This is a genomic window from Actinoplanes sp. NPDC024001 (genome assembly GCF_040638955.1).
Taxonomy (GTDB): domain Bacteria; phylum Actinomycetota; class Actinomycetes; order Mycobacteriales; family Micromonosporaceae; genus Actinoplanes.
Genome location: NZ_JBEZZB010000029.1, coordinates 1 through 23,600, shown reverse-complemented (window position 1 = coordinate 23,600; position 23,600 = coordinate 1). Strand labels below are relative to the sequence as shown.

The window sequence follows — 23,600 nt, the reverse complement described above, 5'->3', positions numbered from 1 at the left end:
GCGGTCTCCAGGCACGCGACGGTGTCAGCGGCCGTGTCAGGGCCGTGGCGGTGCGGTGTCAGGGTGGCCCGTGACCGTGGACCTCGTGATCAAATCATTGGCGAAACGAACGACAGTCATCGCGCTGACGGCCACGCTGGTGGCCGGAGCGTCCGCTCCCGCCACGGCGCACCCGCCGCAGCGCCCCGACTATCAGGCCGCCATCCAGGCGTTCGTCGACGCCGGGTTCGCCGGCATGCACATGCGGGTGCACGACGAGCGCGGCGAGTGGGCCGGCAGCGCCGGGGTCCGCCGGCTGGGCACGGCCGCGAAGCCGCCGGTGAACGGGCACTTCCGGATCGGCAGCACCACCAAGACCTTCACCGCGACGATGGTGCTGCAACTGGTGAACGAGGGCCGGATCGGGCTGGACGACCCGGTCGCCGACCACCTGACCCGGTTCGGCCTGGACCGGCGGATCACGGTGCGGATGCTGCTGCAGCACACGAGCGGGCTGTTCAACTACACCGGCGAGTTCTATCCGGACGGAACGTTCGTGCCGGGGGTTCCCGCCGGCGGCAAGGACTGGGTGGACCACCGGCTCCGCACCTATCAGCCCGACGAGCTGGTCCGGCTCGCGCTCGCCAAGCCCGCGCGCTACGCGCCCGGCACCACCTTCCACTACACCAACACCAACTACACCCTCGCCGGGCTTCTGGTCGAGCAGGTCAGCGGTCATTCGTACGCCGAGGAGCTGCGCCGGCGGATCCTGCGGCCGCTCGAGCTGCGGGGCACGGTGGCGCCGGGCGCCTGGTCCGGGCTGCCCGCGCCGTACGCCCACGGCTACTACCGTTATCAGGACGCCAGTGAGTGGCGGACGATCGACGTCACCCGGCAGAACCCGTCGCTGCTCTTCGCCGCCGGCGACATGATCTCGACCACCGAGGATCTGCACCGGTTCTTCTCCGCGCTGATGAGCGGCAAGCTGCTGCCGGCCTCGCTGCTCGCCGAGATGCGCACCCCGAACCCGGTGCTCGGTTACGGGCTCGGCGTGTTCGTGCAGAACCTCAGCCCGGCCTGCGACGTCACGGTCATCCACCACAACGGCAGCCCGCCCGGCGGCTACGGCGCGCTGATGTACAGCACGCCCGACGGTCGCAAGACCCTCACCGCCTCGGTGACCACCGGCGACGCCGCGATCGACCCGGGCACGGCGTTCAACCGGTCGCTGCCGGGGCTCCTCCGGACGGTGTTCTGCGGCGGCTCGGGCCCGCGGGGGATCAGCCGCTGACAGTGGCTTCCCGCCGGGTGCGGGGTGGGCAAGTCCACCACCATCCGCCCGCTCCTCGGCCTGGCCCGGCCCACCGCTGGGCGGGCCGGGGTGTTCGGCGCCGACGTCGCCGGCTATCGCCGGCGGGATCTGGGCTCGTGAGCGATGTCGGTGGGCTCACCCATCCGGCGTTGGCGGCGGGATCTGCGTTCGTGAGCGACGGCGGCGAGCTCACCCGCCCGGCGTTCGTGCTGGGCCCCGGAATGCCCGGCGTGCTCCGTAGGCGAGGGCGCCGGCGGCCAGGACCGAGGCTCCGGCGATGACCGACGGCAGGGGCAGGGCGAAAGCCAGGACGAGGCAGCCGGTCAGGCCGAGCGCCGGGATGAGCCGGACCGGCCGGCCCTCGCCGGGGCGCAGGGTCCAGGCGCTGGCGTTGGCGACCGCGTAGTAGACCAGCACGGCGAACGAGGAGAAGCCGATGGCGGAGCGCACGTCGGCGACGGCCGCGACGGTGGCGACCACCGCGCCGACGGCGAGTTCCGCGTGGTGGGGGACCTGGAACCGGGGATGGACCGCGGCGAGGGTGTGGGGCAGGTGCCGGTCGCGGGCCATCGCCAGGGTGGTGCGGGAGACGCCGAGGATCGCGGCGAGCAGGGAACCCGCCGCGGCGACGGCGGCCCCGACGCGGACCAGGGGCGACAGCTGCGGCCAGCCGGCGGCGCGGACGGCGTCGGCCAGCGGGGCGGCTGAACCGGCCAGCCGGTCGCCGAGGACGGTGAGGACGGCGACGGCCACGAGCGCGTAGACGGCGAGGGTGATGCCCAGGGCGATCGGGACGGCCCGGGGGATGGTGCGGGCCGGGTCCCGCACCTCCTCGCCGAGGGTGGCGATGCGCGCGTACCCCGCGAAGGCGAAGAAGAGCAGGCCGGCGGCCTGCAGCACGCCGGCCGGGGTGGCGTCGCCGCCGGCGGTGAGCCGGGCGGCCGCGGCGGACGGGGAGGTCAGGCAGGCCACCACGACGCCGGCCAGGACGGCCAGCACGATCGCGACGATGACCCGGGTCAGCCACGCCGACTTCTGGATGCCGGCGTAGTTGACCGCGGTCAGGGCGACGACCGCGGCGACCGCCACCGCGTGGGCGTGCTGCGGCCAGGCGTACAGCCCGACGGTCAGGGCCATGGCCGCGCAGGAGGCGGTCTTGCCGATGACGAAACCCCAGCCGGCCAGGTAGCCCCAGAACGGGCCGAGGCGTTCGCGGCCGTACACATAGGTGCCGCCGGAGGCCGGATAGCGGGCCGCGAGGCGCGCCGAGGACGTGGCGTTGCAGTAGGCCACCACCGCGGCGAGGGCCAGCCCGAGCAGCAGGCCGGGCCCGGCCGCCGCGGCGGCCGGGGCGAGGGCGGCGAAGATGCCGGCGCCGATCATCGAGCCCAGCCCGATGACGACCGCGTCGAACAGCCCCAGCCGCCGGGCCAGCTGCCCGCCGGTTGCTGCGGGAACGCTCACCGAGCACCCTTCGCGGCGTTCAGGTCGGCGAGCAGGGCTTCAACGCGGGTCTTGATCTCGTCACGGATCGGGCGGACGGCCTCGACGCCCTGGCCGGCCGGGTCCTCGAGCTTCCAGTCCTCGTAGCGCTTGCCGGGGAAGACCGGGCAGGCGTCGCCGCAGCCCATCGTGATGATGACGTCGGACTCCTGCGCGGCGTCCCAGGTGAGTTTGGTGGGGGTCTGGTCGGTGATGTCGATCCCGGCCTCCTTCATCGCCTCGACCGCGGCCGGGTTGATCGTCTCGGCGGGGGCGGAGCCGGCGGAGCGGACCTCGATCGTGTCGCCGGCGAGGTGGCGCAGCCAGCCGGCGGCCATCTGGGAACGGCCGGCGTTGTGGACGCAGACGAACAGGACGGTGGGCTTGGAGTCGCTCATGGTCGGGCTTCCTTGCTGGTCGTGAGGGTGTGGTGGTCAGACGGCGCGGCTGGGTTCGACGACGATGTCGTCCGCGGTCTCGCCCGCGGTGGGGTAGAGGGCGAGCAGCACCTCGACGCCGAGGATCAGGCCGGCGATCTGGGCGATGACGAAGCCCGGCACCGACGCCGGGGCGATGCCGGCGAAGGTGTCGGTGAAGGCGCGGCCGACGGTGACGGCCGGGTTCGCGAAGCTGGTGCTGGAGGTGAACCAGTAGGCGGCGCCGATGTAGGCGCCGACCGCGGCGGGCGCGACCGAGGCGCGCCTGGACCGGCCCAGCGCGAAGATGAGCAGGAGCAGGCCGACGACGGCGACGATCTCGCCGAGCCACAGGTGCCCCGCGGCGCGGTCCTTGGTGGAGAGGGTGACCGGCGCGAGGTCGAACATCAGGTTCGCCAGGATCGAACCGGCGATGGCGCCGGTGGTTTGCGCTACGGCGTACCCCGCCAGGTCTTTGATCGTGAGGCCGGTGCCGAGGCGGCGGCCGAGGAACCAGTCGGCGGCCGACACCAGCGGGTTGAAGTGGGCGCCGGAGACCGGGCCGAAGGTGAGGATGAGCGCGCCGAGCGCGAACGCGGTGGCGACCGAGTTCTGCAGCAGCTGCAGGCCGATGTCGTTCGGCGACAGCGTCGCCGCCATGATGCCGGAGCCGACGACGGCGGTGACCAGCAGTGCGGTGCCGAGGAACTCGGCGAGCAGCCGCCGCCAGAGGGTGATCGTGGGCATGAAAGGTGACTCCGGTGGGTCAGCGGGTGGGTGTGATGCGGTCGATGCGGTCGGCCAGGTCGGTGAAGGTGGCTTCGAACGCCTCGTCGGTGTCGATGCGGCCGGGGTCGGGCACCGACCAGTGCAGCCGGGGCCGGACGCGGGCGGTGAGGTCCTCGTGGGCGCTGTCGCAGACCGCGATGATCAGGTCACCGTCGCCGACCACGTCGTCGACGTGGTGGGTGCCGGCCGGGTCGAGGGCCAGGCCGTGCTCGTGCGCGACCCGGACCGCGCGCGGGTGCACCCGCGGCGCCGGGTGGGTGCCGGCCGAGGCGACGTCGCCGCCGACGCGGTCACGCCAGAGGGCGGCGGCGAGCTGGGAGCGGGCGGAGTTGCGGGTGCAGACGAAGACGACCCGGTCGGTGGCGTCGAGGCGGGGCGCGGTCAGCGACGACAGGACGCCCGGCACCAGGCGCAGGTAGGTGCGGCGGCGGTCGCCCTCGGACCGGGTGCGGGTCAGCAGGCCGGCCTGCTGCAGCACGTTGACGTGGTGGGCGACCAGGTTGGTGGGCATGCCGAGCTCGGCGGAGATCTCGCCGGGGGAGGCGTCGCCGAGGGTGAGCGCGTCGACGATCGCGAGGCGGGCCGGGTCGCCGAGCGCGGCGTGGACCCGGGCCCGCGCCTGCAGCGACGAAGCTTCAGCCGTCATTGACTCAATCTATGCTGAGCTTTCTCGTCGGAGCAAGCGAACAGTGGGTGAACGGTGACCGTGCCGGCGGTCCCGTCGACGGTGATCCGCTGGCCGGTGCGCAGCCGGTGGGTGGCGTCACCGGTGCCGACGACGGCGGGGATGCCGTACTCGCGGGCGATCAGCGAGGCGTGCGCGGCCAGGCTGCCGGTGTCCGTGACCACCGCGGCGGCCCGGGCGAACAGCGGGGTCCAGGCCGGGGTGGTGGCCTTGGCGACGAGCACCTCCCCGTCGCGCAGGGCGGCGAACTCGGCCGGCCCGGTCAGGATCCGGGCCGGGCCGGTGGCCCGGCCGGCGGAGGCGGGGTGCCCGGCGATCATCCCGGCCGGGATCGGGGCCGGGCCGCGGGCGCGGGTCACCGTGCGTTCGATGACGTCGCCCACCAGCCGGGGTGGCCGGCCCAGCGTCAACGGTGCGGCGAGGCGCCGCTGTCGCTGCCAGCGCTCGCGGCGCTCAGCGACCGGCGGCGCGGGAGACCCGGCCGTCAGCTCGTCGCGCGTGCAGAAGTAGGCGTCGTCGCCGAGGTGCTCGCCGAGGCGGCGGACGCAGGCGCGCAGCACCGGCCAGGCGAGCGTGAGCAGGCGGGCCTGCTCCTCGCGGATCACCGCGTAACGCTGGGTCACCGCCAGCAGCTCCCGGAAGGCGGCGAGCAGGCGGGGACGCGCGGCCAGGGCGGCGGCGCACTCGCGCTCGGCGCGCTCACGCTGGGCGGTCAGTTCGGCACCGCGGCGTACGGCGACGTCCGGGTCGACAGCCGGCCGCGGCGACTCACCGGCGGTCGGATGGAACCAGTCCAGCGTGTACACCTCGTGGCCGGCGGCCGGCCGCATCGTGCCGGGCAGGCCGCGCAGCAGCACCTGCGCCCCGCCGTCGTAGCGGTCCAGCACGGCGGGCAGGTGCCGGCGGCAGAACCGGGTCAGGCAGGCCTCCATCTTCCAGGCGGAGCCGCCCACGATCGCCAGGAACCACAGGGCAGCCCCGGCCTCCCGGGCCAGCGCGTCAATCAGAGCGGGCAGCTGCGGCACCGCGACGGACTCCTCCCGCGCCCCGGCGACCAGCCGCCGGTAGCGCGGCAACTGCTCGTCACGCCACTGCCGGTGCAGGCCGGTCAGGACCGCGCGGTCGGCGGCGACCGGGTCCCGGCCGACCCCGATCAGCGCGTGATAGAGGATCCGCACGGTTCGGCCGCGCCGCAGCACACCGGCCAGCAGCCGGGCGTCCGGTATCGGCGTGGCGTTGTAGTACCAGCCGTTGACCAGCGCATACCGGAACGGCGCCACCACACCGATGCTCTGCCGCATGCCGTCGAGAAAACCGGCCTCCAGGGCCGGCAGCAGCCAGGTCGCGAACAGCGGCGTGACCGCCTCGGGCAGCCACTCGCCGAGCCGGAAGTTGCGCATCCAGAGCCCGGGCCCCGGGGCGTCCCAGGCGGCCGGCTCGGGAACCGCGGTCATCGGCCGCGCCTGCAGCAGCCAGAGCCGGCCGTCCCGGTCGAAGGCCCACTCGACGTCCTGCGGGCCGCCGCAGTGCTCCTCGACCCGGCGGGCCAGCGCGGCGACCGCCGTGGCCCGCTCCCGGGTGAGGACCGGCGTGCCGTCGGCGGCGGGCCGGGTCAGGGCCGTGCCGGTGGCGGTGGCGGCCCACTCCTCGCCGCCGGTCTCGCCGGAGACCAGCGGCTCGCCGAGCCCGGCGACGGCGGTCACCACCGTGCGCTGCCGGTCGCCGGTGACCGGGTCGGCGGTGAACGCCACGCCGGCCGCCGCGGCGTCGACCATCACCTGGATCAGCACCGTCATGCCGGCCGGGCCGCCGGCTCGGGAACCCCGGTAGGCCCGCACCCGGTCGGCGGTGGCCGCGGCGAAGCAGCGCCGCACCGCCCCGGGCAGCTCGTCGGCACCGACATCGAGATACGTCTCGTAGAGGCCCGCGAACGAGGCGTCCGGCAGATCCTCGGCGAGCGCGGAGGACCGCACCGCGAACGGGCCGCTGCCCAGCCGGCGGGCAGCGTCGCGGACGGTCGTGTCGAATGCCGGATCGTCCAGCTCAGCGGGGCGGATGGTGACGGCGGGCGGGACGGCGAGGCCGGCGGCGGACAGCCGGGCGAGGGTGGCGGCCTTGCCGCCGGAGATCTGCTCCATCACGGCTCCTCGGTCGAGGTCCGGTCTGATAGGTAGCGTCACAAAGTATTGCGTCACTACGCTACGCCTGCTGGGTTGAGAAGGGCAACGCCGCGAAAGGGAGGCTGGCTCGTGGTGCCGATACGGCCGGAGGTGCTCAAAGGGCACCTCGACGCCCTGCTGCTCGCCGCGCTGGAGGACGAGCCGCGCCACGGTTACGCGGTCATCGAGGCGCTGCGCACCGGCAGCGGCGGGACGCTGGACCTGCCCACCGGCACGGTCTATCCGGCGTTGCACCGGTTGCAGAGCGCCGGGCTGATCAGCAGCGAGTGGCACACGGTGGGCGGGCGGCGCCGCCGGGCCTATCAGCTCACCGCGTCCGGCCGGGCCGCGCTGGCCCAGCACCGCGACGTCTGGGACCGCTTCTCCGCCGCCGTGACCGCCCTGCTCGCCCGGCCCGCGCCCGGATGAGGCAGCCGTGGACGGCTGGGGTGATCCCCGGATCGACGCCTACCTCGCCGAGGTCGCGGGGCATCTGAGCGGGCCTCGCCGCCGCCGCGAGCGCATTCTCGACGAGTTGCGCGACGGCCTCCACGAGGCCGCCGCCGGATTCCCCGGCGAGCGGGCCGTCGACGCGGCCATCGCGGAGTTCGGCCCGCCACGGCGCGTCGCGGAGGCGTTCGCCGGTGAGCTCGCCATCGCGTACGGGCGCCGCACGCTGACCGGGCTCCTGGTGACCGGACCGCTGATCGGTGCGCTCTGGCTGCTCGCGCTGCGCCTGCCGCCGTGGCGCACCGGCCTCGTGGTGCTTCTGGTGGCCCTGCCCGTGCTGCCGCTGGTCGCCGTCGCGGTGGTGGTGGCGGTCCGGGCGGTGGCCACGACCGGTTCGCTGATGCGGTGGCTCCCGGAGACCGGGCCGCGTCAGGCCCTGCTCGCCACGGCCGTGGTGGCCGCCCTGGCCGTGGTCGCCGACGCGGTGCTGATCGCCCGATACGCCGGGCGCGGCTCAGCCCTGACGGCGCTGGCCGTCACGGTGAGCGCGGCGCGCCTGCTGGCCGGCCTCGCCGTCCTCCACCGGCTCGCCACCTGGCCGAGCCGGCTCGAGAAGTAGGGCCGGCGCAACTCTCCCCTGGTCCCGTCCGTCCTGGCTCGCCTCGCCGCGCGTGCTGCGTACCGAGGTGCTGGCCGGGCTGGTGGTGGCGCTGGCGCTGATCCCGGAAGCGATCTCGTTCTCCATCCTGGCCGGCGTCGACCCGCGGGTCGGCCTGTTCGCGTCCTTCACCATGGCCGTCACGATCGCCTTCACCGGCGGCCGCCCGGCCATGATCAGCGCGGCCACCGGAGCGATCGCGCTGGTCGTCGCGCCGCTGGTCGCGTCGCACGGTCTGGACCATCTGATCGGCGCGGTCGTCCTCGGCGGCCTGCTGCAGGTGGTGCTGGCCCTGCTCGGGGTGGTCAGGCTGATGCGGTTCATCCCGCGCAGCGTCATGATCGGGTTCGTCAACGCGCTGGCGATCCTGATCTTCACGGCCCAGGTGCCGCACCTGATCGGGGTGCCGTGGCTGGTCTACCCGCTGGTCGCGGTCGCTCTCGCGATCATGGTGTTCCTGCCGCGGGTCACCACCGTGGTGCCCGCGCCGCTGGTCGCCATCGTCCTGCTGACCGCCTTCACCGTGCTCGCCCACGTCGCGGTGCCGACTGTCGGTGACGAGGGGACGCTGCCCGACAGCCTGCCCACCCTCGGCCTTCCCGACATCCCGTTCACGCTGGACACGTTGCGGGTCATCGCCCCGTACGCGCTGGGGGTCGCCCTGGTCGGCCTGATGGAGTCGCTGATGACCGCGAAGCTGGTCGACGACATCACCGACACGCACTCCGACAAGACCCGGGAGTCGTGGGGGCAGGGCGTGGCGAACATCGTCACCGGCTTCTTCGGCGGCATGGGCGGCTGCGCGATGATCGGGCAGACGATGATCAACGTGAAGGCGTCCGGCGCCCGTACCCGGCTGTCCACCTTCCTGGCCGGCGCGTTCCTGCTGGTGCTGGTCGTCGTGCTCGGCGACGTGGTCGCCATGATCCCGATGGCCGCCCTGGTCGCCGTCATGATCATCGTGTCGGTGAGCACGTTCGACTGGCACAGCGTCGCCCCGGCGACGCTCAAGCGGATGCCCTGGGGCGAGCTGATCGTCATGGCCGTCACCGTCGCCGGAACCCTGGCCACCCACAACCTCGCCGTCGGTGTCGTCCTCGGCGTGCTCGCCGCGATGGTCGTCTTCGCCCGCCGGGTCGCGCACTTCGCCGAGGTCACCAGCGAGAGCGAGGGCGACACCCGGGTCTACCGCGTGCACGGCGAACTGTTCTTCGCCTCCAGCAACGACCTGGTCTACCAGTTCGACTACAACGGCGACCCGGACTGGGTCGTGATCGACCTGAGCCGGGCGCACATCTGGGACGCCTCGTCGGTGGCCGCGCTGGACGCGATCACCACCAAGTACACCCAGCGCGGCAAGACCGTCGAGATCACCGGCCTGAACGAGGCCAGCGCCCGCATGCACGAAACCCTCGCGGGACAACTCAAGGCCGGGCACTGAGACACTGACCCGATGACCGCGGGACTGATGCAGATCGGCGAGGCCGCCGAACGGGTGGGGCTGAGCATCCGCACCATCCGCCACTACGAGGAAGCCGGCCTGGTCCTGCCGTCGGCGCGCAGCGAGGGCGGGTTCCGGCTCTACACCGAACCCGACCTCGACCGCCTGCGCGTCATCAAGCGCATGAAGCCGCTCGGCTTCACCCTCGACGAGATGCGCGACCTGCTCACCACCCTCGACGCGCTCAGCGACCCGGCCGTCACCGGCGGCGACCGGGCCGCCCTGCGGGAGCGGCTCGCCACGTTCCACACCGCCGCCCGCGACCGCGTCCAGGCGCTGCGCGACCAGCTCGACATGGCCGAGGGTTTCGCACGGCAGATCGAGGAGCAGATCGACCGCTACAGCGGCGACCGATAGCCACGGCGCGGCCCGAGCCCTGGACGGCAGCGCGGCTGGACCCTCCGGCGGGGCGTCGGTGATGCTGTGGGCGTGGAGTACGTGTCCAGAGTGCCGCGACCGCCGCTGGACGGGCTGATCGACGACCTCTACTACCTGGCGGGCGCGCCGCCGTACGCCCTGCTGACGCTGCCGGCCGCGCCGTCGCCGCTGCTCGTCCTCAACCTCGGGACGCCGTTCCGGATCCGCGGCGGCGCCGAGGTCGAGACGGCCGAGTACTCCGACGGCTGCGTGGTCACCACGCCCACCCGCGCGTGGGAGTTCGGCTACCCGCCCCGGACCCGGTCCGTCGGCGTGCACTTCAAGCCGTGGGGGCTGGCGCCGTTCCTGCCGATGCCCGCGGCCGAGCTGTGCGACCGGCCGGTGCCGGTGGAGCAGGCGTGGGGCCGGCCCGCCGTTGCCGAGCTGCGCGACCGGCTGGCCACGGCGGACGGACCGCACGAGATGCTGACCCTGCTCGAACAGGAGCTGAGGCGACGGCTGTGCGAGACCCCCGGCCTCGGGCTGGTCCGTCAGATGAGCAGCGTCATCGCGGCGACCAGCGGGGCGGTGGCGATCGGCGACCTGAGCGCGGCGGCCGGTGTCAGCAGCACCCACCTGGCACAGCGGTTCAAGGAGCTCGTCGGCGTCACGCCGAAGCGGCTGGCCCGCACCCACCGCTTCACCGCCACCGTGTTCGCGATCAACCCCGCCGCACCGATCGACTGGGGCGACCTCGCCGGTGGCGCGGGCTATTTCGACCAGGCCCACTTCGGCCACGAGTTCCGGGCGTTCACCGGGCTCACGCCGACCCGGTACGTCGAGGTCCGGCGGCGGTTCCTGCGCGAGCATCCCGGCCACGTGCTGGACGGCTGGCCGCTGCCGGCCGATTGATTTCTTACAAGAGCGGCAGCTCACGGCACGCTAGTTTGGGGCATCGGCGAAGCAGAGGAGAGCCCCGTGGGCAAGGTGGTCATGTACGGCTCGGTGTCGGTGGACGGCTTCATCGCGGACGAGAACGACCAGCCCGGGCCGCTGTTCGACTGGCTGACCAGCGGTGACGTCCCGCTGGACGACAGCGGCGTGCTGAAGGTGTCGCAGGCGTCCTACGACCACACCCGGGCGTACTGGGACCGGATCGCGGTGACGATCGCCGGCCGCCACGTCTTCGACATCACGGACGGCTGGGACGGCAAGCCTCCGAGCGGGGTCGACCACGTGGTCGTCGTGACCCACCGGCCGCCGCCCGAGGGCTGGGACCCCGAGGCGCCGTTCCACTTCGTCGACAGCGTCGAGGCAGCCGTGGCCAGGGCGCAGGAGCTCGCGGGTGACCGGATCGTCGAGGTCGCCGCCGGCGACGTCGGTGGCCAGGCGCTCGCCGCGGGACTGGTCGACGAGGTGCGCATGGACGTCGCGCCCGTCGTGCTCGGGTCGGGCAAGCGCTTCTTCGGGCCGGTCCAGGCACAGCACCTGCTGGAGGACCCCGACGTGGTCATTGCGGGCAACCGGGTGCTGCACCTGAGCTATCGGGTGCGCCGCTGACCGCATTCGGCGGGCGCGCCCGCTCAGGCGCGGCGGCGCAGCACGGCGACGCCGTCGCCGTCGAGGTCGGCGAAGGCGGCCTCGCGTCCGGCGAGAGCGAGCATGACGGCTTCGCCGGTCCCGCGTACGGCCGGGCCGGCGCCATGGGCCCAGTCCAGGTCGGTGGTCTCGAACCGCAGCCCGGCCGGCCGTTTCTTCGGGGTGAAACCGACGGCCCGGCCGCCGACGAGGAAGTCGAGCGAGATCCGCATCCGCTCCGGTCGCAGCTGGTGGGGCAGGCCGAGCGGCCGGCGGATGTCCTGGCTGTGGATCTGCAGGTCGGTGAGCGCGCCGGGGTGGCCCACGACCGGCGGCCGGAACGGGTTGGTGGCGTGCTCGCGCAGCAGGGCGGCGAGTTCCGGTGCGGGCCGCTCGGCGGTCTGCGCGGCGAGCCGGGCGTTGGCCTTGTGGATGCTGAAGCCGCTGGTCAGCAGCAGCTTCAGGGCGGCGGTGTTGGACGCGGCGACCACCGCGACGAGGTGGCCGACGACCTCTTTCGCGGTCCAGGCCGCACAGAGGCTGCGGGTTTGCAGCTGCTCCTCGGTCAGGGAGTCGACCAGGTCCGCGAGCCGGCGCCGTTCATCGGCGATCATCTCCAGGATCTCCACCCGCTGGACGATACCGAGTGCGCCCCGCACCCGGGTGAGCTACTCGACTCCCTCGGCGTCGATGCGGGAGCAGCATTGACCGATGTGAATGTTGTCAGCAGGCTGGAGGCATGCTGACAACACGTTCCGCGGCCAGGCTGCTGGTGGCGGTCATCGTCGCGGCCGCCGTGACGCTCGCCGGCCTGCTCACCGTCACCGGTGCGTACGGCAGCCCGGTCCTGCCGAGTGTCCCGGCGCCCACCCCGTCCATGTCGCCGTTGCCGCCGTCGGCGCCGAGCGGGCTGGCCGCGACCGTGATCAGGTCCACCGCGATCACCCTCAGCTGGACACCGTCGCGGCCCGGGTGCTGTGCGGTCGCCGGTTACCACATCACCTGGAACCAGGCGTTCGACGACATCTACCGGGCCACCGACGCCGGTGACGGCACCAGTTTCACGATCGCGGAGAACATCCGGCCCGCGCAGCAGTACACCTTCCGGGTCTTCGCCTACGACAGCGCCGGGCACCGGTCGCTGTCGTCCGAGGCGGTCACCGTGGTCACCCCGCTCTCGGACAGCAGCGCGGACACCACGCCGCCGCAGGCTCCGGCGGGACTGACCGTCACCAGCGAGACGCCGCGGAGTGTCGCTCTCAGCTGGTCGCCCGCCACTGACGATGTCGCCGTGACCGGATACGACGTGTACTGGTTCGACGGGTGGTTCACCTCGCGGCTGCTGGCCACGGTCGGCGGGACGTCGTACACGGCGCCGCTGTCCGCGGAGCGCAACGTCTTCTACGTGCGGGCGCGCGACGCCGCGGGCAACGTGTCGATCGCGTCCGGCACGGTGACGGTGGGATCCACGAATCCCACCAGCGGCCCGCCGTCCAGCCCGCCGCCACCCCCGCCGGCCTGCGCGGTGAGCTATCAGCACACCGCGCAGTGGGACCGCGGGTTCGTGGCCGCTCTGCGGATCACCAACACCGGGGCGGCTCCGGTCGACGGATGGGCACTCACCTTCGACGTCGCCGGCGACCAGCGGATCACGTCGGCCTGGAACGCGGCCTACGCGCAGGACGGCGCCAAGGTCACGCTGCGCAACGCGCACTGGAACGGCTCGCTGGCGCCGGGCGCGAGCCGGGACGTCGGGCTGATGGGCAGCTGGACGACCGTCGGCCCGGCGCCGGCGGCATTCGTCCTCAACGGTCAACCCTGTCGGAAGGACTGACGATGATCCGGCCTTGGCTCCGATCCGCATCCGCGTGCCTCAGTCTGGCGCTGCTGTCCTCGCTCGGCGCGGCCGGTGCCGCGCGGGCGACCCACCACCCCGGCGGCCAGGACTGTCTCGACCGGAGCGTGCCGCTCTCGGTCGAGGAGAGCCGCCTCACCTTCGCCCTTCCGGGCTACGCCCCGTTCTCCCAGCTGATGATCGAGGGGGCGGGCTTCCAGGACTTCACGCCGCGGCTCGTCCAGCAGCTCTGCGGCGCCCGCTCGCGGGAGGCTGCCGAGAAGATCGTGGCCCGTAACGCCGGCCGGCTGTGGGACATGGCGGTCGACCGGGCCCAGCGGCGCGGGCCGGTGCGGGGCACGCTTCCGTACAGTGACGACCGGCCGCTCTACTGGACGCGGGTGCAGGCCATGGCCGCGATCCGGCAGTGGGCGCCGTCGTTCGCGCTGTTCGCGGGGCACCGCCTGGAGCTGATCGAGAAGTTCGACCGCACGTCGCGCGGGATGTCCGAGATCAACCTGCCGGCCGGTGGCGCCGTCAAGCGGGTGATCGTCAGCGGCTTCGATCCGTACACGCTGGACGGCGGGACGGGCGGCAACAACATCCGGCACGGCAATCCGTCCGGAGCCACCGCGCTGTCGCTGGACGGCACCCGTCACCGGACCTCCGACGGCAGGGTCGCCTTCATCGAGGCGTACACACTGCCGGTGAGCTTCCCCGAGTTCCGGCGCGGCTATCTGGAGGACACGGTCGGCCCGTTCCTGCTGCCCGGCCCGCGGCGGGCCGACGCGTCCATCACGGTCAGCCAGGCCGGGGGAGCGGTCTTCAACCTGGAACAGTGGAACGCCCGCTACCACGGCATCACGCTGGGCAACGACCGGTTCCGGCCGTGCCCGCCGGTCGGCGGCGTGCCGCAGCTGGCGATCAACAACCCGGAGTGCAACACCGTGGTGGTGGACCGCTGGGGTGGCCCGCCGACGTTCGACCTGCGCAATCCGCCGCAATGGACCGCCGCGACGCTGCCCGTCGAGCAGATGATCGCCGCCCGGACCGGTGTGGGCGTGCCGCGGCCGCCGGGCGACACCTGGCCGGACGAGTCGGAGGCTTTCGGGGTGCAGTGGCGCACCACCAACACCCGGTTCCCGGACTGTGCCTCGACGGTCCGGGAGACCAGCGACAGCCCGCCGGATCCGGCCTCCTGCTCCTACAGCGGCAGCGGTGGCAACTACCTGTCCAACGAGAGCGCCTACCGCAACACGCTGCTGCGCGACCGGATGGGCCTGACCATTCCGGCCGGGCACATCCACACCCCGGACATGCAGCACTTCGAGACCGATTACGCCCCGAGCGACGCGACGTTCGACGCGTGGCGGCTGTCGATCGCGCAGCAGGCCCGCAGGCTGATCCACGTGGTGGCCGACGAGGCGTGAGCTCACGCGCGGCGGGCGCGCATCGCCCGCAGCTTGTGCCGGTTGCCGCAGCGCTCCATCGCGCACCAGCGGCGGGCGTTGGGGCGTGACGAGTCGACGAAGACCAGCGGGCAGTTGTCGCCGGCGCACACCCGGAAGCGTTCGGCGAGCGGCCCGGCGAGCAGCTCGATCATCTCCCGCGCCAGGGTCGACAGGGCTTGGGCGGTGTGCACCGGCGCCGCCCAGCTCACCGTCCTACCGTCAGGGCCGAGTGCGGGGGCGAGGGGTGCCGCGGCCGCGACCCGGTTGATGGTCGCGACCGCTTCGGCGGGCAGCGGCCGGCCGGCGGCGCGGGCCTGCGCCGCCTCCCAGATCGCCTGGCGCAGGGCCTTGGCCTCGGCCAGGTCGGCGGGGGTCACCGGGACGGTCAGGACCGCGTCGAGGGGCGGCTGCGCGAGCCATGCGGCCAGGTGGGCCGGCTCGTGCAGGGTCTCGAAGACGGCATAGCGGCCCTCGCCGCCGGTGTGGGCGAAATCGAGGCTGACGGCGCCGGCGTCGAACCGGAACGACGCGCCGCGGGGATCGGTGAGGACCCGTCCGGTTGCGTTCGTGCGCATGACACCACTATAACTGGTGTCAGAGAGAAACCTGTTTAACCGGTTTCCTGAGCCGAGGAGGAACGATGAGCGTTCGGCACATCAACCCCGAAGGAATGCACCGCAGCCCGGCCTTCAGCCAGGCGGTCGTGGTCGAGCAACCGGCGAAGACGATCTACATCGGTGGGCAGAACGGCGTCGATGCCGACGGCAAGCTCGTCGGGCCCACCGTCGGCGAGCAGTCCCGGCAGGCGTTCCGCAACCTGAGGACGATCCTGGAGAGCGAGGGCGCCACCCTGGCGAACATCGTGCACTGGCGGATCGCCGTGGTGGACGGTCACTCCTTCGACGAGGGGGTGGCCGCCTTCCAGGAGGTGTGGCACCGCGAGGACCCGCCGCCGGCGATCACGGTGCACGTCGTGGCCGGCCTGAACCCCGGCTTCCTGGTGGAGATCGACGCCGTCGCGGTGGTGTGAGAGCTTCAGCCGGTCAGCGGGGTGAAGCCGAGGCGCAGGTCCTGGATCTCGTTCGCGGCCCGGACGCAGGCGAGCGGCGCGACGTGCCGGGCCGGGCCGTGCGGGGCCCGCAGCACCGGCCGTCCGTCCTCGCCGGCCGGCCATTCGATGCCGCCGGTGAGGGTGCGGGCCGGGATCAGCCAGTGGTCGCCCGGCCGGTATGCCGCGTCCGGCTCGAACCAGACCTCCACACCGTCCTCCAGATCCAGCCAGGAGCCGGTCTCCAGCGGGATGGCGCCGTCCGGCTCGTCGCTGGCGGGATGGTCCCAGCGGCGCAGCAGCGGGTGCCGGGCGGGCAGCCGCCCCACGCCGGCGGGCGGATCCGCGTCGAGCAGCACACGGCGGTCCGCGACGTCGACGTCCTCGACGCGCAGCACCACGCCCGCCGTACCCCGCAGGGTGGTGGCGTCGTCGGTGAGCGTGACCGCGTCGCCGACATGGAGGTCAAGCTTGTCGTCGCGGCCGAGCGCGGCGAGGGTGACCCACCGGCCGTCGACGGAGTCGACCGGGAAGGTGACCGAGCCGTTGTCGCGCGACCAGACGAACGAGTCCTCGTTGAAGATCTCGACGCGGAACAGCTGATTGTCCTGGCCGCGGTAGCGGGACTCGGGGGCGACCACACAGGGGTCCTCGTCGGCGCCGGACGGGCGTTCCACCCGGGCGGCGAGCCGGCCGCCGCCGGTGCGCGACTCGGCCCAGGTGGCGAAGCGCTCGCGGATCTGGTCGGCGGAGTCGGTGCCGGCCAGGTCGACCTCGGTGGTGGCGCGGACCTGCCAGACGACACGGCTGCGGGCGGCGGTGTCCGGCATGGTGGCGCCGAGCGCGGCCTCCCGCAGGCGGGAGTCCTGCACGGCGGTGACCAGTTCCTCGCCGACGGCCAGATAGACGACGTACGGGAACGCCTCCGGCAGCGCGTCGTCGTCGTTCTCCGGGTCGAGATACGCCCACGGCTGGCTCCAGTACGTCCACGGGCCGGGCGCCGCGGGGTTCGGCACCGTACCCGAGTCGGGGACCGTGACCGGCGCCGGCCGGCGCGTGGCGTCGACGGCGATGCCCTCGACGTAGTAGCGGCCGCCGCCGATCGACAGGTCCGGCGGCTCGTCGTCGCCGGCCTCCACCGCGCCGATCGGGAAGCCCGGGCCGCCGTGCGGCCCGATCAGGTCACGGGCCAGCGTGCGCAGCGCGTGCACCTGGATCGCGGCGTGCTCGTTGAAGTCCGCGTCGAGCAGCACCCGGCCCTGCTGGAGCAGCACGGCACTGTACGCGTCGGCGGGGTCGAACGTCTGCCGGGTGAAGTCGCCCTTCATCGGGATCCTTTCGCGGAAACCCCCGGCTTCAGCCGTGGGGAGGAAGTGGAACCCCTGCGGAGCAGGTCAGGGGTAGCCCATCCCCCGCCTGGGCGGATGGGTGTCTGGTCAGGCGTTGCGCTGGTTCTCGACATATCTCTTCACGATCTTCTGGGTCGCGCCGCGGGATCGTTGACGCGGTCCTTTCAGGTGACGTAGACGATGCCGGCGTCGGTGTCCGCCGGGGAGAACTCGGCGAGCCGGGCGGTCAGCCCGTCGGCGCGCATCGGCTGGTAGAGGTCGTGGTAGACGCCCATCTCGGAGCCGTCCTCGGCGCCGCGGGCGATCGCCGGCGGGCAGTCGGCGGCCAGTTGCAGGTACGCCGGCGTGCCGTAGTCGACCGACGTGAACCGGGGCCGGTCCGCCGGGCAGCGGTAACGCGGCGGTGTCCGCGATCCGGCCGGCACCGCGCTGAACCGCAGGCACCCGATGCCGCGCCGGGCCACGTGCATCAGCCCGTCGAAGATGCTGTTCTCGCCGATGCGCACCGCGTGCGTGTGCACCTCGCCGATCACCGTGCTGCGGTGGACGTGCAGGATCGCGTGCGCGTGCCGGCAGTCCGGGGCGGACAGCGCCTCCCGGTCGCGGCCGGTCGCGTCGAGCACGCTGTCGGTCAGGTGGATCGGCAGCGGGTCGGTCCGCACCTCGTCGGCGATCACCAGGATGGTGCCGAGGATGCTGCGTTCGGCCTGCACGCACGCGGTGGTGTTCTCCAGCACCAGGCTCGGCTCCTGCGGGTGGGCGGGCCGGCACTCCGGTTCGATCGCCCAGCCCGGCACCAGGGTGGTGTGCCGCAGCGTGAGCGCGCCGAGCACCCCGGTGACGCTGACGCCGCGGCCGGTGATGAGCAGGCCGTCCAGCACGACCCGGCCGGGCGGGCGGTCGTCGTCGGCGCACTCCTCCGGCAGCGGGCCGCGGATGTGCAGCGAGTCGGGGCGGTTGCTGTACCAGTCGAGCAGCCGCAGCACCGGCCGGGAACCCTCGGCGGCGCGCACTTCGAGCCGGTCGCCGTGCCCGACGGTGAACTCCAGCTGTTCCTGGTAGGCGCCGCTGCCGGTGATCTCGATGATCGCCTCGGGCACGTCACCGCCGGCGTTGTCGTCGCGCCACCGCTCGTACGCCTGGGTGATCCTCTCGAACTCGCCGTCCGGCCCGCCGACGCGGTAGACGCGTGGCCCCGTGCTCAGGTCGCGCGGGTATTCGCCGCCGCCCAGCTCGTCCGGGAAGACGTGGTGGTAGGTGACGCGCACCCCGCCGCGCGGCGCGGTGCGCGAGCCGAACGCGATGCGCCCCAGCTCCGGGTCGACCACCACCTGCCCGCGCCGTGGCCGGTACGCCCACCCGGAGAGGTCGGCGACCACCACCTGGGCGAGCGGGATCGGCTCGTCCGCGCCGTCGCGCCAGATCGCGAAGCTCTTGCCCGGCCCGTAGAAGTCGGCGAGCCGGTCCTGCAGCGCCCGCCGGCCGATGAACACCGGCACGTTGTCGGCGGTGGCGATGTGCGTGGCCGACGGCTCCGGGATCGGTTCGGCGACCAGCGGCACGTCGTTGCCGAGGATGGAGAACGTGTACTGGTTGCGGGCCCGGTCGATCGAGTAGGCCGGCGCGTGGGTGATCGAGAACGGTCGCAGCCGCCACACGAACAGCGCCACCGAGGGAAGCCGGTACGGCCCGGCCGACGCGGGGAGGCGGGCCTGCGTGTCGAACGGGCCGCCGAGCGTGCCCAGCGCGCCGGCGTCGCGCAGGCTGACGGTGGCCGGCGTCCACCCGGCGCCCCCGGTGCGCAGCGGCGCGGTGCCGGCCAGCAGCCTTCGCATCTCCACCGCCCGGGCCGGCCAGTCCGCGACCGCGGCCGCGATCTCCTCCAGCAGCGGCAGCGTGCCCTTGCGCCGGCGGGTCGCGATCGTGTCGGCGACGTCGCGGCGCGGCGCCAGCCGGGCCGCCAGACCGGGCGGCACCTCGCCGCCGGTCCCGGCCGGCGTGCGATAGCCGACCAGATCACCGAGGTACGGTACGGCCCACTCCTCGCAGGTCTCGATGAACCAGTTGTCGTAGAGCCGTCGCAGATCGTCCTCGACCAGGTCGAGCTGCTCGGCGACCACGGCGAGCAGCGCGCGCAGCGGCTCGCCCACCTCCGCGTCGCGGCGCCGGTGGACCTGCGGGAGCAGCGGGTAGAGACGGTCGCTCACCGCGCCTCCTTCAGAATCAGGGTGTCGGGGATCCGCGGCGACAGCAGCACCAGCTGCGCCGGCCGCACCCCGCGGAAGACGATCAGGGTCCGGCCGGCCGGCAGCTCCTGATCCGGGCCGGTCAGGCCGGGGTTGAGCCGCTGCAGCTCGCCGACCGTGGTGCCGTGCCTGGCGGCGACCGCGGCGACCGTCTCCGGCTCGCTCACGGTGTAGCGGGCCTCCTCGAAACGGGCGGGCCGCGCCGGCACCACCGGCCGTGCGCCGGTCAGGTCCTGCCCGAGCCGGTCCAGGGCGTCCGGGGTGAGGCTGCCCGGCACCCCGGCGAACAGGTCCACGTCCACCCAGTCCACGCCGGGCACCGCCTGCGCCGCCGCGATCACCTCGGAGAGGTAGGCGGGCTGCGCCAGCTCCCGCCGCTCGAAGCCGAGCCGGTCCAGCAGGGCGGCCCGCACCGCCGGTTCGACGATCGGCCACGAGTGGTCCGGGTGCACCCGGACGTTCGCCGCGATGACGAGCAGCACCGGTTCGCGGATCGCGACGGCCACCGGCAGCTGCGGGTCGCCGAAGGTGGCGAGGGAGGCGCGCAGCGCCCGGACGATGCCGTCCTCGGCGAGCGGCTCGTCGTCGACGCCGGCCACCGTGACGTGCACGATCTCCCGCCCGCCGGCGCCGATCCGCCGGGCCGCGGCCCGCCCGATCCCGGCGCGGGCCCGGGCGAAGTCCTCGTAGTCGGCGACCGAGACCAGCCGGTCCAGCGCGGTCACCGACAGCGGGATGTTGCGCCGCGCCTGGGCGGGGCTGTCCGGTTCCGCGCCGCCTGCCGCAGCCACCGGGTTGGTCACCTGGGAGACCCAGAGCGGCCGGATGAGCAGCTGCGAGATCCGGCCGGCGCCCACGTTGGCGGCCCGGCCGATGCCGACCCGGTACGCCGCCCGCACGTTCTGATATCCGGTCGGCAACCGCGCCCCGTGCACCCCGTCGCCGAACGTCACCACGGTCCGCCCCTGGTCGTCCACGCCGGTGGTGTAGACCCGCTCGTCCGGTCCACGGCCGGCCAGGCTGTCCACCTCGTGCCAGAGCACCCCGTCGACCCGGACCTGCAGGGTGCTGCGGGCCCCGCGCGGGGTGTCCGCGGCCAGCCAGGTGAGTGGCCCCTGGAACAGGCGGAACGTCTGGTTCGCCTGCCCGGCGTCGCCGCTGCCGATCGGCTCGTCGCGGGACGCGCCGTGCGAGGCCGGCACCACGTTCGCCAGCAGGTGCACGGTGTCGCGCCGGTACGTGAAGGCCAGCGGCGCGGCCAGGGTCAGCACGGTGTGCACGGTCTCGCCGGGGCGTTGCGGGTCGACGTACTGCCGCACCCCGGCGATCATCGACAGTTCGGTGCCGGTCACGCCGGGGGTGCCGGGCAGGTCGGTGCGCTCGCCGGTGACCACGAGCCGGCGGCCGGGGGTGAGGCCCTCGTACAGCTCGGCCAGCTCGATCTCGGCGCCGGCGACGTCGGCGGTGACCGGCTCGGTGGCCGGGGTCAGCGCGTCCCCGCGTGCGTAGACCGTGGTGTCGCGGATCTGGGAGAGCTGGGTGTCGTCACCGTCCAGCCAGTCGGTGGCCAGCACCAGCTCGGTGACCTTGCCGGTGATGCCGAAGTCGGCACGCGAGACGACCCGTGACGACACCACCCGGGTGATCAGCAGGCTCAGGTCCGGGTTGCTCTTGCCGGGCCGCTGGATCACCACCCACGACTCCGGGCCGATGCCCTCGTAGACGGCGTCGAGAGCGAGCACGTTGCGCGAGTCCAGCGCGAGGGTGGCGCTCAGCGCGAAGGTGACCGTTTCCGCGGTCCGGGTGAGCACCAGCCGCAACGACCCGACGGGTGCGGTCACCCGCTGGCCCGGCTCCACCAGCTGCGTCACGTCGCCGACGGTGACTCGCACGGCGTTGTCCTCGACGGGCCGCGAGACGATCACCGTCCGCCCGAGCAGCGCGTCGTCGAAGACGAAGGTCACCTGGCCTTCCGGGCCCTCGATCTGCGGCGCCTGCACGCTCACCGTCACCGTGCCCGGCCCGAGCTGGACCGCCGGCTCGATCGTGCCGTCCTCGGGCAGGGTGACCAGAGCCGGTACCGTGTTGTCCGATTCGGTCCAGGCCAGGCGTGCCCGCACCGGCCGGCCGTCGCCGGCGAAGGTGACGGTCGCTTCCGCGGTCTGGCCGCCGCGCAGCGGCCAGTCCACGAAACGGATCACCCGCCCGTCCGGGCCGAACTCCGGTTGCAGCGGCGCGGTGGCCCCGAACGGGGTCGCCACGGTCCGCATCACCCGCAGGTCGGTGACGGCCAGCGGCGCGGTCAGGTCCACCCGCCGCCACGCCGGGTAGAGCGACTCGGCGAGCCTCGGGTCGAGCGCGGCGAGCAGTTGCACCCCGAGGTCCGAGCCGGGACCGAACAGCTCGGCCGGGTTCCGGTCCAGGTCGGCCGAGCCGGCCGGGGACACCGACGGCGGCACCCGCAGCCCGCCGAGCAGCGCGCCCAGCCCGGTGACCGCGGGGTTCGGGTCGTCCAGCCGCAGCGCCTCGTGCAGCGGCGCGGCCCGGGTCTCGGCGGGCGGCAGCAGCGCGCTCACGCGCCGATGGAGACCGCGCAGCCGCGGTTGCAGCCAGCCGGTGAGCCAGCCGTGCACATTCGGGTACGGCTGAGCCGCCGCGACCGTTGCGTCCAGCGCGTCCAGCGCGCCGCGCAGGTCCCGGGTCAGCCGCTCGGGGGTGCGGGCACCGGCCTCGATCGGCTCCAGGGCCGCGGTCACATACCGCTGGACGATCCGGCTGCGGGAGAAGTCCCGCGCCTGCGCGACCAGGTCGCCCAACTCGGCGGTCAGCTCCTCGGTGGACGGTGCCGGAGGGCGTTCCAGCGCCACCACGGTGACGCCCTCGCGCGGGTCGACCTCGACGGTGCGCACCACGAGAAGTTCCGGGTCGGCGTCGGCGAAGACGATGAGCAGCCGGTCGGCGGGCCGGATGTTCGCGGACGTGCCGGCCAGATGCAGCACCCCGGCCTGCCGGATGCTCTCCGGCGTCATCCGCACCGGCCGGCGCAGCAGCACCCGCAGGTCGTTGAAGGACCACCGGGCCGGCAGGTCCTCCGCGGTCTCGAACGGCTGCGGCTGCTCGCCGTCCTCCGGCACGCTCTGCGCCCGGGCGCCGCGCGGGATGGTCACCGCCGAGTCCGCGTCGGTGCGCGCGTCCCGGTCCAGCGTGTAGGCGAGCACGGTCTCCGCCGCGATCCCCGGCCGGGGCAGGTGCCCGACCAGGCGGCCGAGCAGGCGCAGCGACCGTTCCTCGGTGGCGGTGCGCAGGTAGCCCTCGTGCGCGATGCGCTCGGCGTAGAAGGTGAGGATGTCGGCGAGCACGGCGGCCGCGTCGAGCACCGCGATCGCCGGGTCGTCGGTGGAGCGGACGGTCAGTCCGGCCAGCGCCGGGTAGGCCGGGCCGGAGAGCCGGGCCAGCATCGCGTCGAGGAACTCCGGGTGGGTGCCGGTGCGGTAGTCGAACGTGTCCCGGCCCGGCGGTCGGCTGCTCATGATCCACCTCCGGTCGTCACGGTGAGCCGGCCCGCCTCCGGCCGGTCGGGGTCGTCGTCGAGCTGGGCGACCTCCAGCGGGCCGACGTGCAGCACACCGGCGTCCAGCTCACCGGCGTCCGGGCGGAACAGCCGGCGCAGCCGGGTCACCCGCACGCTGGTCACGCCGGCCACGGCGGCTGCGGCGGCGACGATGCGGCTGGCGCGTACCGGCTCGGCGAAGGTGACCGCGTCCGGCGCGAACAGCGCCCGCACCGCGCGGACTATGTCGTCGCGGACCCGTTGCCGGTGGTGGCCGGGCGTCACGCAGACGATGAGCGCCACCTCCAGCGGCACCCGGGTCGCCGGGACCACGACCAGGTCGTGACCGATCCGCCGGTATCTCTCCAGGTCAGCGCGGACCCGTTCGAGCAGCGCGGGCGGCGCGGCGCCGGTGCCGAGCGGGTCGACCGCCACGTGCGCCTGCCGGCCGGAGCCGGTCCAGCGCAGCTGCGCGGCGGCCCGCTGCACGCCGGGCACGGCGGACGCCAGCTCGGCGTAGTCCTCGGCGGTGACGGCCCGCAGCCGGCGGCGGCGCAGCGCGAGCGGGGCGAGCTGGCGGACCTGCTCGACCGGTTCCGGGTCGGTGCCGCCGGCCGCCGGCAGGGGATTGCGTACCCGCCGGACCCCGGGCTCCTCGTCGCCGTCGCAGACGACCAGGTGGGCGATGGCGTCGGCGCCCACGTTGCCGGCGATGCCGCTGCCGACCCGGTAGCGCACCGCCAGCACCGCGCCGGG

21 protein-coding genes are annotated in these 23,600 nt (G+C 73.8%); 10 read left to right on the top strand and 11 right to left on the bottom strand.

What is annotated here, in order from left to right; translation table 11 throughout:
- Positions 1-70: 70 nt before the first annotated feature.
- Positions 71-1,270 (top strand): serine hydrolase domain-containing protein, encoded by a 1,200-nt coding sequence (locus AB0F81_RS14025; RefSeq protein ID WP_360196137.1) that lies wholly within the window; start codon positions 71-73, stop codon positions 1,268-1,270.
- 210 nt (positions 1,271-1,480) lie between these two features.
- Here the strand turns inward: AB0F81_RS14025 and AB0F81_RS14020 are convergent, their stop codons facing one another.
- Genes AB0F81_RS14020 through AB0F81_RS14000 form a run of 5 tightly spaced genes read right to left on the bottom strand, consistent with a single transcriptional unit; the run spans position 1,481 to position 6,801 of the window.
- Entirely contained in the window at positions 1,481-2,755 is a 1,275-nt protein-coding gene (locus tag AB0F81_RS14020; RefSeq protein WP_360196134.1) for an APC family permease, read from the bottom strand.
- Entirely contained in the window at positions 2,752-3,171 is a 420-nt protein-coding gene (locus tag AB0F81_RS14015) for an arsenate reductase ArsC (protein ID WP_360196131.1), read from the bottom strand. Before AB0F81_RS14015 ends, AB0F81_RS14020 begins: the two co-directional genes overlap by 4 nt.
- Before the next feature lie 36 nt (positions 3,172-3,207).
- A complete protein-coding gene (locus AB0F81_RS14010; RefSeq protein WP_360196128.1) occupies positions 3,208-3,936 on the bottom strand; it encodes an MIP/aquaporin family protein in 729 nt (242 codons plus the stop codon).
- 19 nt (positions 3,937-3,955) lie between these two features.
- Positions 3,956-4,624 (bottom strand): helix-turn-helix domain-containing protein, encoded by a 669-nt coding sequence (locus AB0F81_RS14005; RefSeq protein ID WP_360196125.1) that lies wholly within the window; start codon positions 4,622-4,624, stop codon positions 3,956-3,958.
- Complete coding sequence (locus AB0F81_RS14000) at positions 4,621-6,801, bottom strand: PEP/pyruvate-binding domain-containing protein (RefSeq protein ID WP_360196122.1); 2,181 nt, start codon at positions 6,799-6,801, stop codon at positions 4,621-4,623. Before AB0F81_RS14000 ends, AB0F81_RS14005 begins: the two co-directional genes overlap by 4 nt.
- A gap of 120 nt (positions 6,802-6,921) precedes the next feature.
- On the opposite strand from AB0F81_RS14000, the gene AB0F81_RS13995 reads away from it, so the two are divergent.
- The 6 genes from AB0F81_RS13995 to AB0F81_RS13970 all read left to right on the top strand — a co-directional run bounded on the left by AB0F81_RS13995 (position 6,922) and on the right by AB0F81_RS13970 (position 11,348).
- The gene (locus AB0F81_RS13995; protein WP_360196242.1) at positions 6,922-7,251 is read left to right on the top strand and encodes a PadR family transcriptional regulator; all 330 of its coding nucleotides are present in this window, start codon (positions 6,922-6,924) and stop codon (positions 7,249-7,251) included.
- Positions 7,252-7,258: 7 nt separating this feature from the next.
- A complete protein-coding gene (locus tag AB0F81_RS13990; RefSeq protein ID WP_360196119.1) occupies positions 7,259-7,891 on the top strand; it encodes a hypothetical protein in 633 nt (210 codons plus the stop codon).
- A 52-nt stretch (positions 7,892-7,943) separates the two neighbouring features.
- Positions 7,944-9,371 carry a SulP family inorganic anion transporter gene (locus tag AB0F81_RS13985; protein WP_360196116.1) on the top strand — a complete coding sequence of 476 codons (1,428 nt, stop codon included), beginning with the start codon at positions 7,944-7,946 and terminating at the stop codon, positions 9,369-9,371.
- Between the two features lie 12 nt (positions 9,372-9,383).
- Positions 9,384-9,788 carry a MerR family transcriptional regulator gene (locus AB0F81_RS13980; protein ID WP_360196113.1) on the top strand — a complete coding sequence of 135 codons (405 nt, stop codon included), beginning with the start codon at positions 9,384-9,386 and terminating at the stop codon, positions 9,786-9,788.
- A 72-nt stretch (positions 9,789-9,860) separates the two neighbouring features.
- On the top strand, positions 9,861-10,700 hold the full coding sequence (locus AB0F81_RS13975) for a helix-turn-helix domain-containing protein (protein WP_360196110.1): 840 nt from the start codon (positions 9,861-9,863) through the stop codon (positions 10,698-10,700).
- A 66-nt stretch (positions 10,701-10,766) separates the two neighbouring features.
- Entirely contained in the window at positions 10,767-11,348 is a 582-nt protein-coding gene (locus AB0F81_RS13970; RefSeq protein WP_360196107.1) for a dihydrofolate reductase family protein, read from the top strand.
- Between the two features lie 23 nt (positions 11,349-11,371).
- Here the strand turns inward: AB0F81_RS13970 and AB0F81_RS13965 are convergent, their stop codons facing one another.
- Positions 11,372-11,995: a maleylpyruvate isomerase family mycothiol-dependent enzyme gene (locus tag AB0F81_RS13965; RefSeq protein WP_360196104.1), complete on the bottom strand. Its 624-nt coding sequence runs from the start codon at positions 11,993-11,995 to the stop codon at positions 11,372-11,374.
- Positions 11,996-12,105: 110 nt separating this feature from the next.
- On the opposite strand from AB0F81_RS13965, the gene AB0F81_RS13960 reads away from it, so the two are divergent.
- Positions 12,106-13,200: a cellulose binding domain-containing protein gene (locus AB0F81_RS13960; RefSeq protein WP_360196101.1), complete on the top strand. Its 1,095-nt coding sequence runs from the start codon at positions 12,106-12,108 to the stop codon at positions 13,198-13,200.
- A 2-nt stretch (positions 13,201-13,202) separates the two neighbouring features.
- A complete protein-coding gene (locus AB0F81_RS13955) occupies positions 13,203-14,630 on the top strand; it encodes a hypothetical protein (RefSeq protein WP_360196099.1) in 1,428 nt (475 codons plus the stop codon).
- A gap of 2 nt (positions 14,631-14,632) precedes the next feature.
- On the opposite strand, the gene AB0F81_RS13950 is transcribed toward AB0F81_RS13955, so the two are convergent.
- Complete coding sequence (locus AB0F81_RS13950) at positions 14,633-15,226, bottom strand: ABATE domain-containing protein (RefSeq protein WP_360196097.1); 594 nt, start codon at positions 15,224-15,226, stop codon at positions 14,633-14,635.
- 65 nt (positions 15,227-15,291) lie between these two features.
- Here AB0F81_RS13950 and AB0F81_RS13945 point away from each other — a divergent pair, with 65 nt between their 5' ends.
- Positions 15,292-15,681 carry a RidA family protein gene (locus AB0F81_RS13945; protein ID WP_360196094.1) on the top strand — a complete coding sequence of 130 codons (390 nt, stop codon included), beginning with the start codon at positions 15,292-15,294 and terminating at the stop codon, positions 15,679-15,681.
- 5 nt (positions 15,682-15,686) lie between these two features.
- Here AB0F81_RS13945 and AB0F81_RS13940 read toward each other — a convergent pair whose 3' ends face one another.
- The 4 genes from AB0F81_RS13940 to AB0F81_RS13925 form a co-directional block, all read right to left on the bottom strand.
- Positions 15,687-17,027, bottom strand: coding sequence for a DUF6519 domain-containing protein (locus AB0F81_RS13940; protein WP_360196091.1), 1,341 nt, complete (start codon positions 17,025-17,027; stop codon positions 15,687-15,689).
- A 185-nt stretch (positions 17,028-17,212) separates the two neighbouring features.
- Positions 17,213-19,255, bottom strand: a complete 2,043-nt coding sequence (locus AB0F81_RS13935; RefSeq protein ID WP_360196089.1) for a hypothetical protein — start codon at positions 19,253-19,255, stop codon at positions 17,213-17,215.
- On the bottom strand, positions 19,252-22,824 hold the full coding sequence (locus AB0F81_RS13930; RefSeq protein ID WP_360196086.1) for a putative baseplate assembly protein: 3,573 nt from the start codon (positions 22,822-22,824) through the stop codon (positions 19,252-19,254). Before AB0F81_RS13930 ends, AB0F81_RS13935 begins: the two co-directional genes overlap by 4 nt.
- Positions 22,821-23,600 (bottom strand): putative baseplate assembly protein (locus AB0F81_RS13925; RefSeq protein WP_360196083.1); only part of this gene is annotated, 780 nt, incomplete at its 5' end. The genes AB0F81_RS13930 and AB0F81_RS13925, both read right to left, overlap by 4 nt.

Coding starts and splice junctions, on each gene's coding strand:
- AB0F81_RS13980 (WP_360196113.1), top strand. CDS start 9,384: ATGACCGCGGGACTGATGCAGATCGGCGAGGCCGCCGAACGGGTGGGG.
- AB0F81_RS13945 (WP_360196094.1), top strand. CDS start 15,292: ATGAGCGTTCGGCACATCAACCCCGAAGGAATGCACCGCAGCCCGGCC.
- AB0F81_RS14015 (WP_360196131.1), bottom strand. CDS start 3,171: ATGAGCGACTCCAAGCCCACCGTCCTGTTCGTCTGCGTCCACAACGCC.
- AB0F81_RS14005 (WP_360196125.1), bottom strand. CDS start 4,624: ATGACGGCTGAAGCTTCGTCGCTGCAGGCGCGGGCCCGGGTCCACGCC.
- AB0F81_RS13960 (WP_360196101.1), top strand. CDS start 12,106: ATGCTGACAACACGTTCCGCGGCCAGGCTGCTGGTGGCGGTCATCGTC.
- AB0F81_RS13940 (WP_360196091.1), bottom strand. CDS start 17,027: ATGAAGGGCGACTTCACCCGGCAGACGTTCGACCCCGCCGACGCGTAC.
- AB0F81_RS13930 (WP_360196086.1), bottom strand. CDS start 22,824: ATGAGCAGCCGACCGCCGGGCCGGGACACGTTCGACTACCGCACCGGC.
- AB0F81_RS14000 (WP_360196122.1), bottom strand. CDS start 6,801: ATGGAGCAGATCTCCGGCGGCAAGGCCGCCACCCTCGCCCGGCTGTCC.
- AB0F81_RS13950 (WP_360196097.1), bottom strand. CDS start 15,226: ATGCGCACGAACGCAACCGGACGGGTCCTCACCGATCCCCGCGGCGCG.
- AB0F81_RS14010 (WP_360196128.1), bottom strand. CDS start 3,936: ATGCCCACGATCACCCTCTGGCGGCGGCTGCTCGCCGAGTTCCTCGGC.
- AB0F81_RS13955 (WP_360196099.1), top strand. CDS start 13,203: ATGATCCGGCCTTGGCTCCGATCCGCATCCGCGTGCCTCAGTCTGGCG.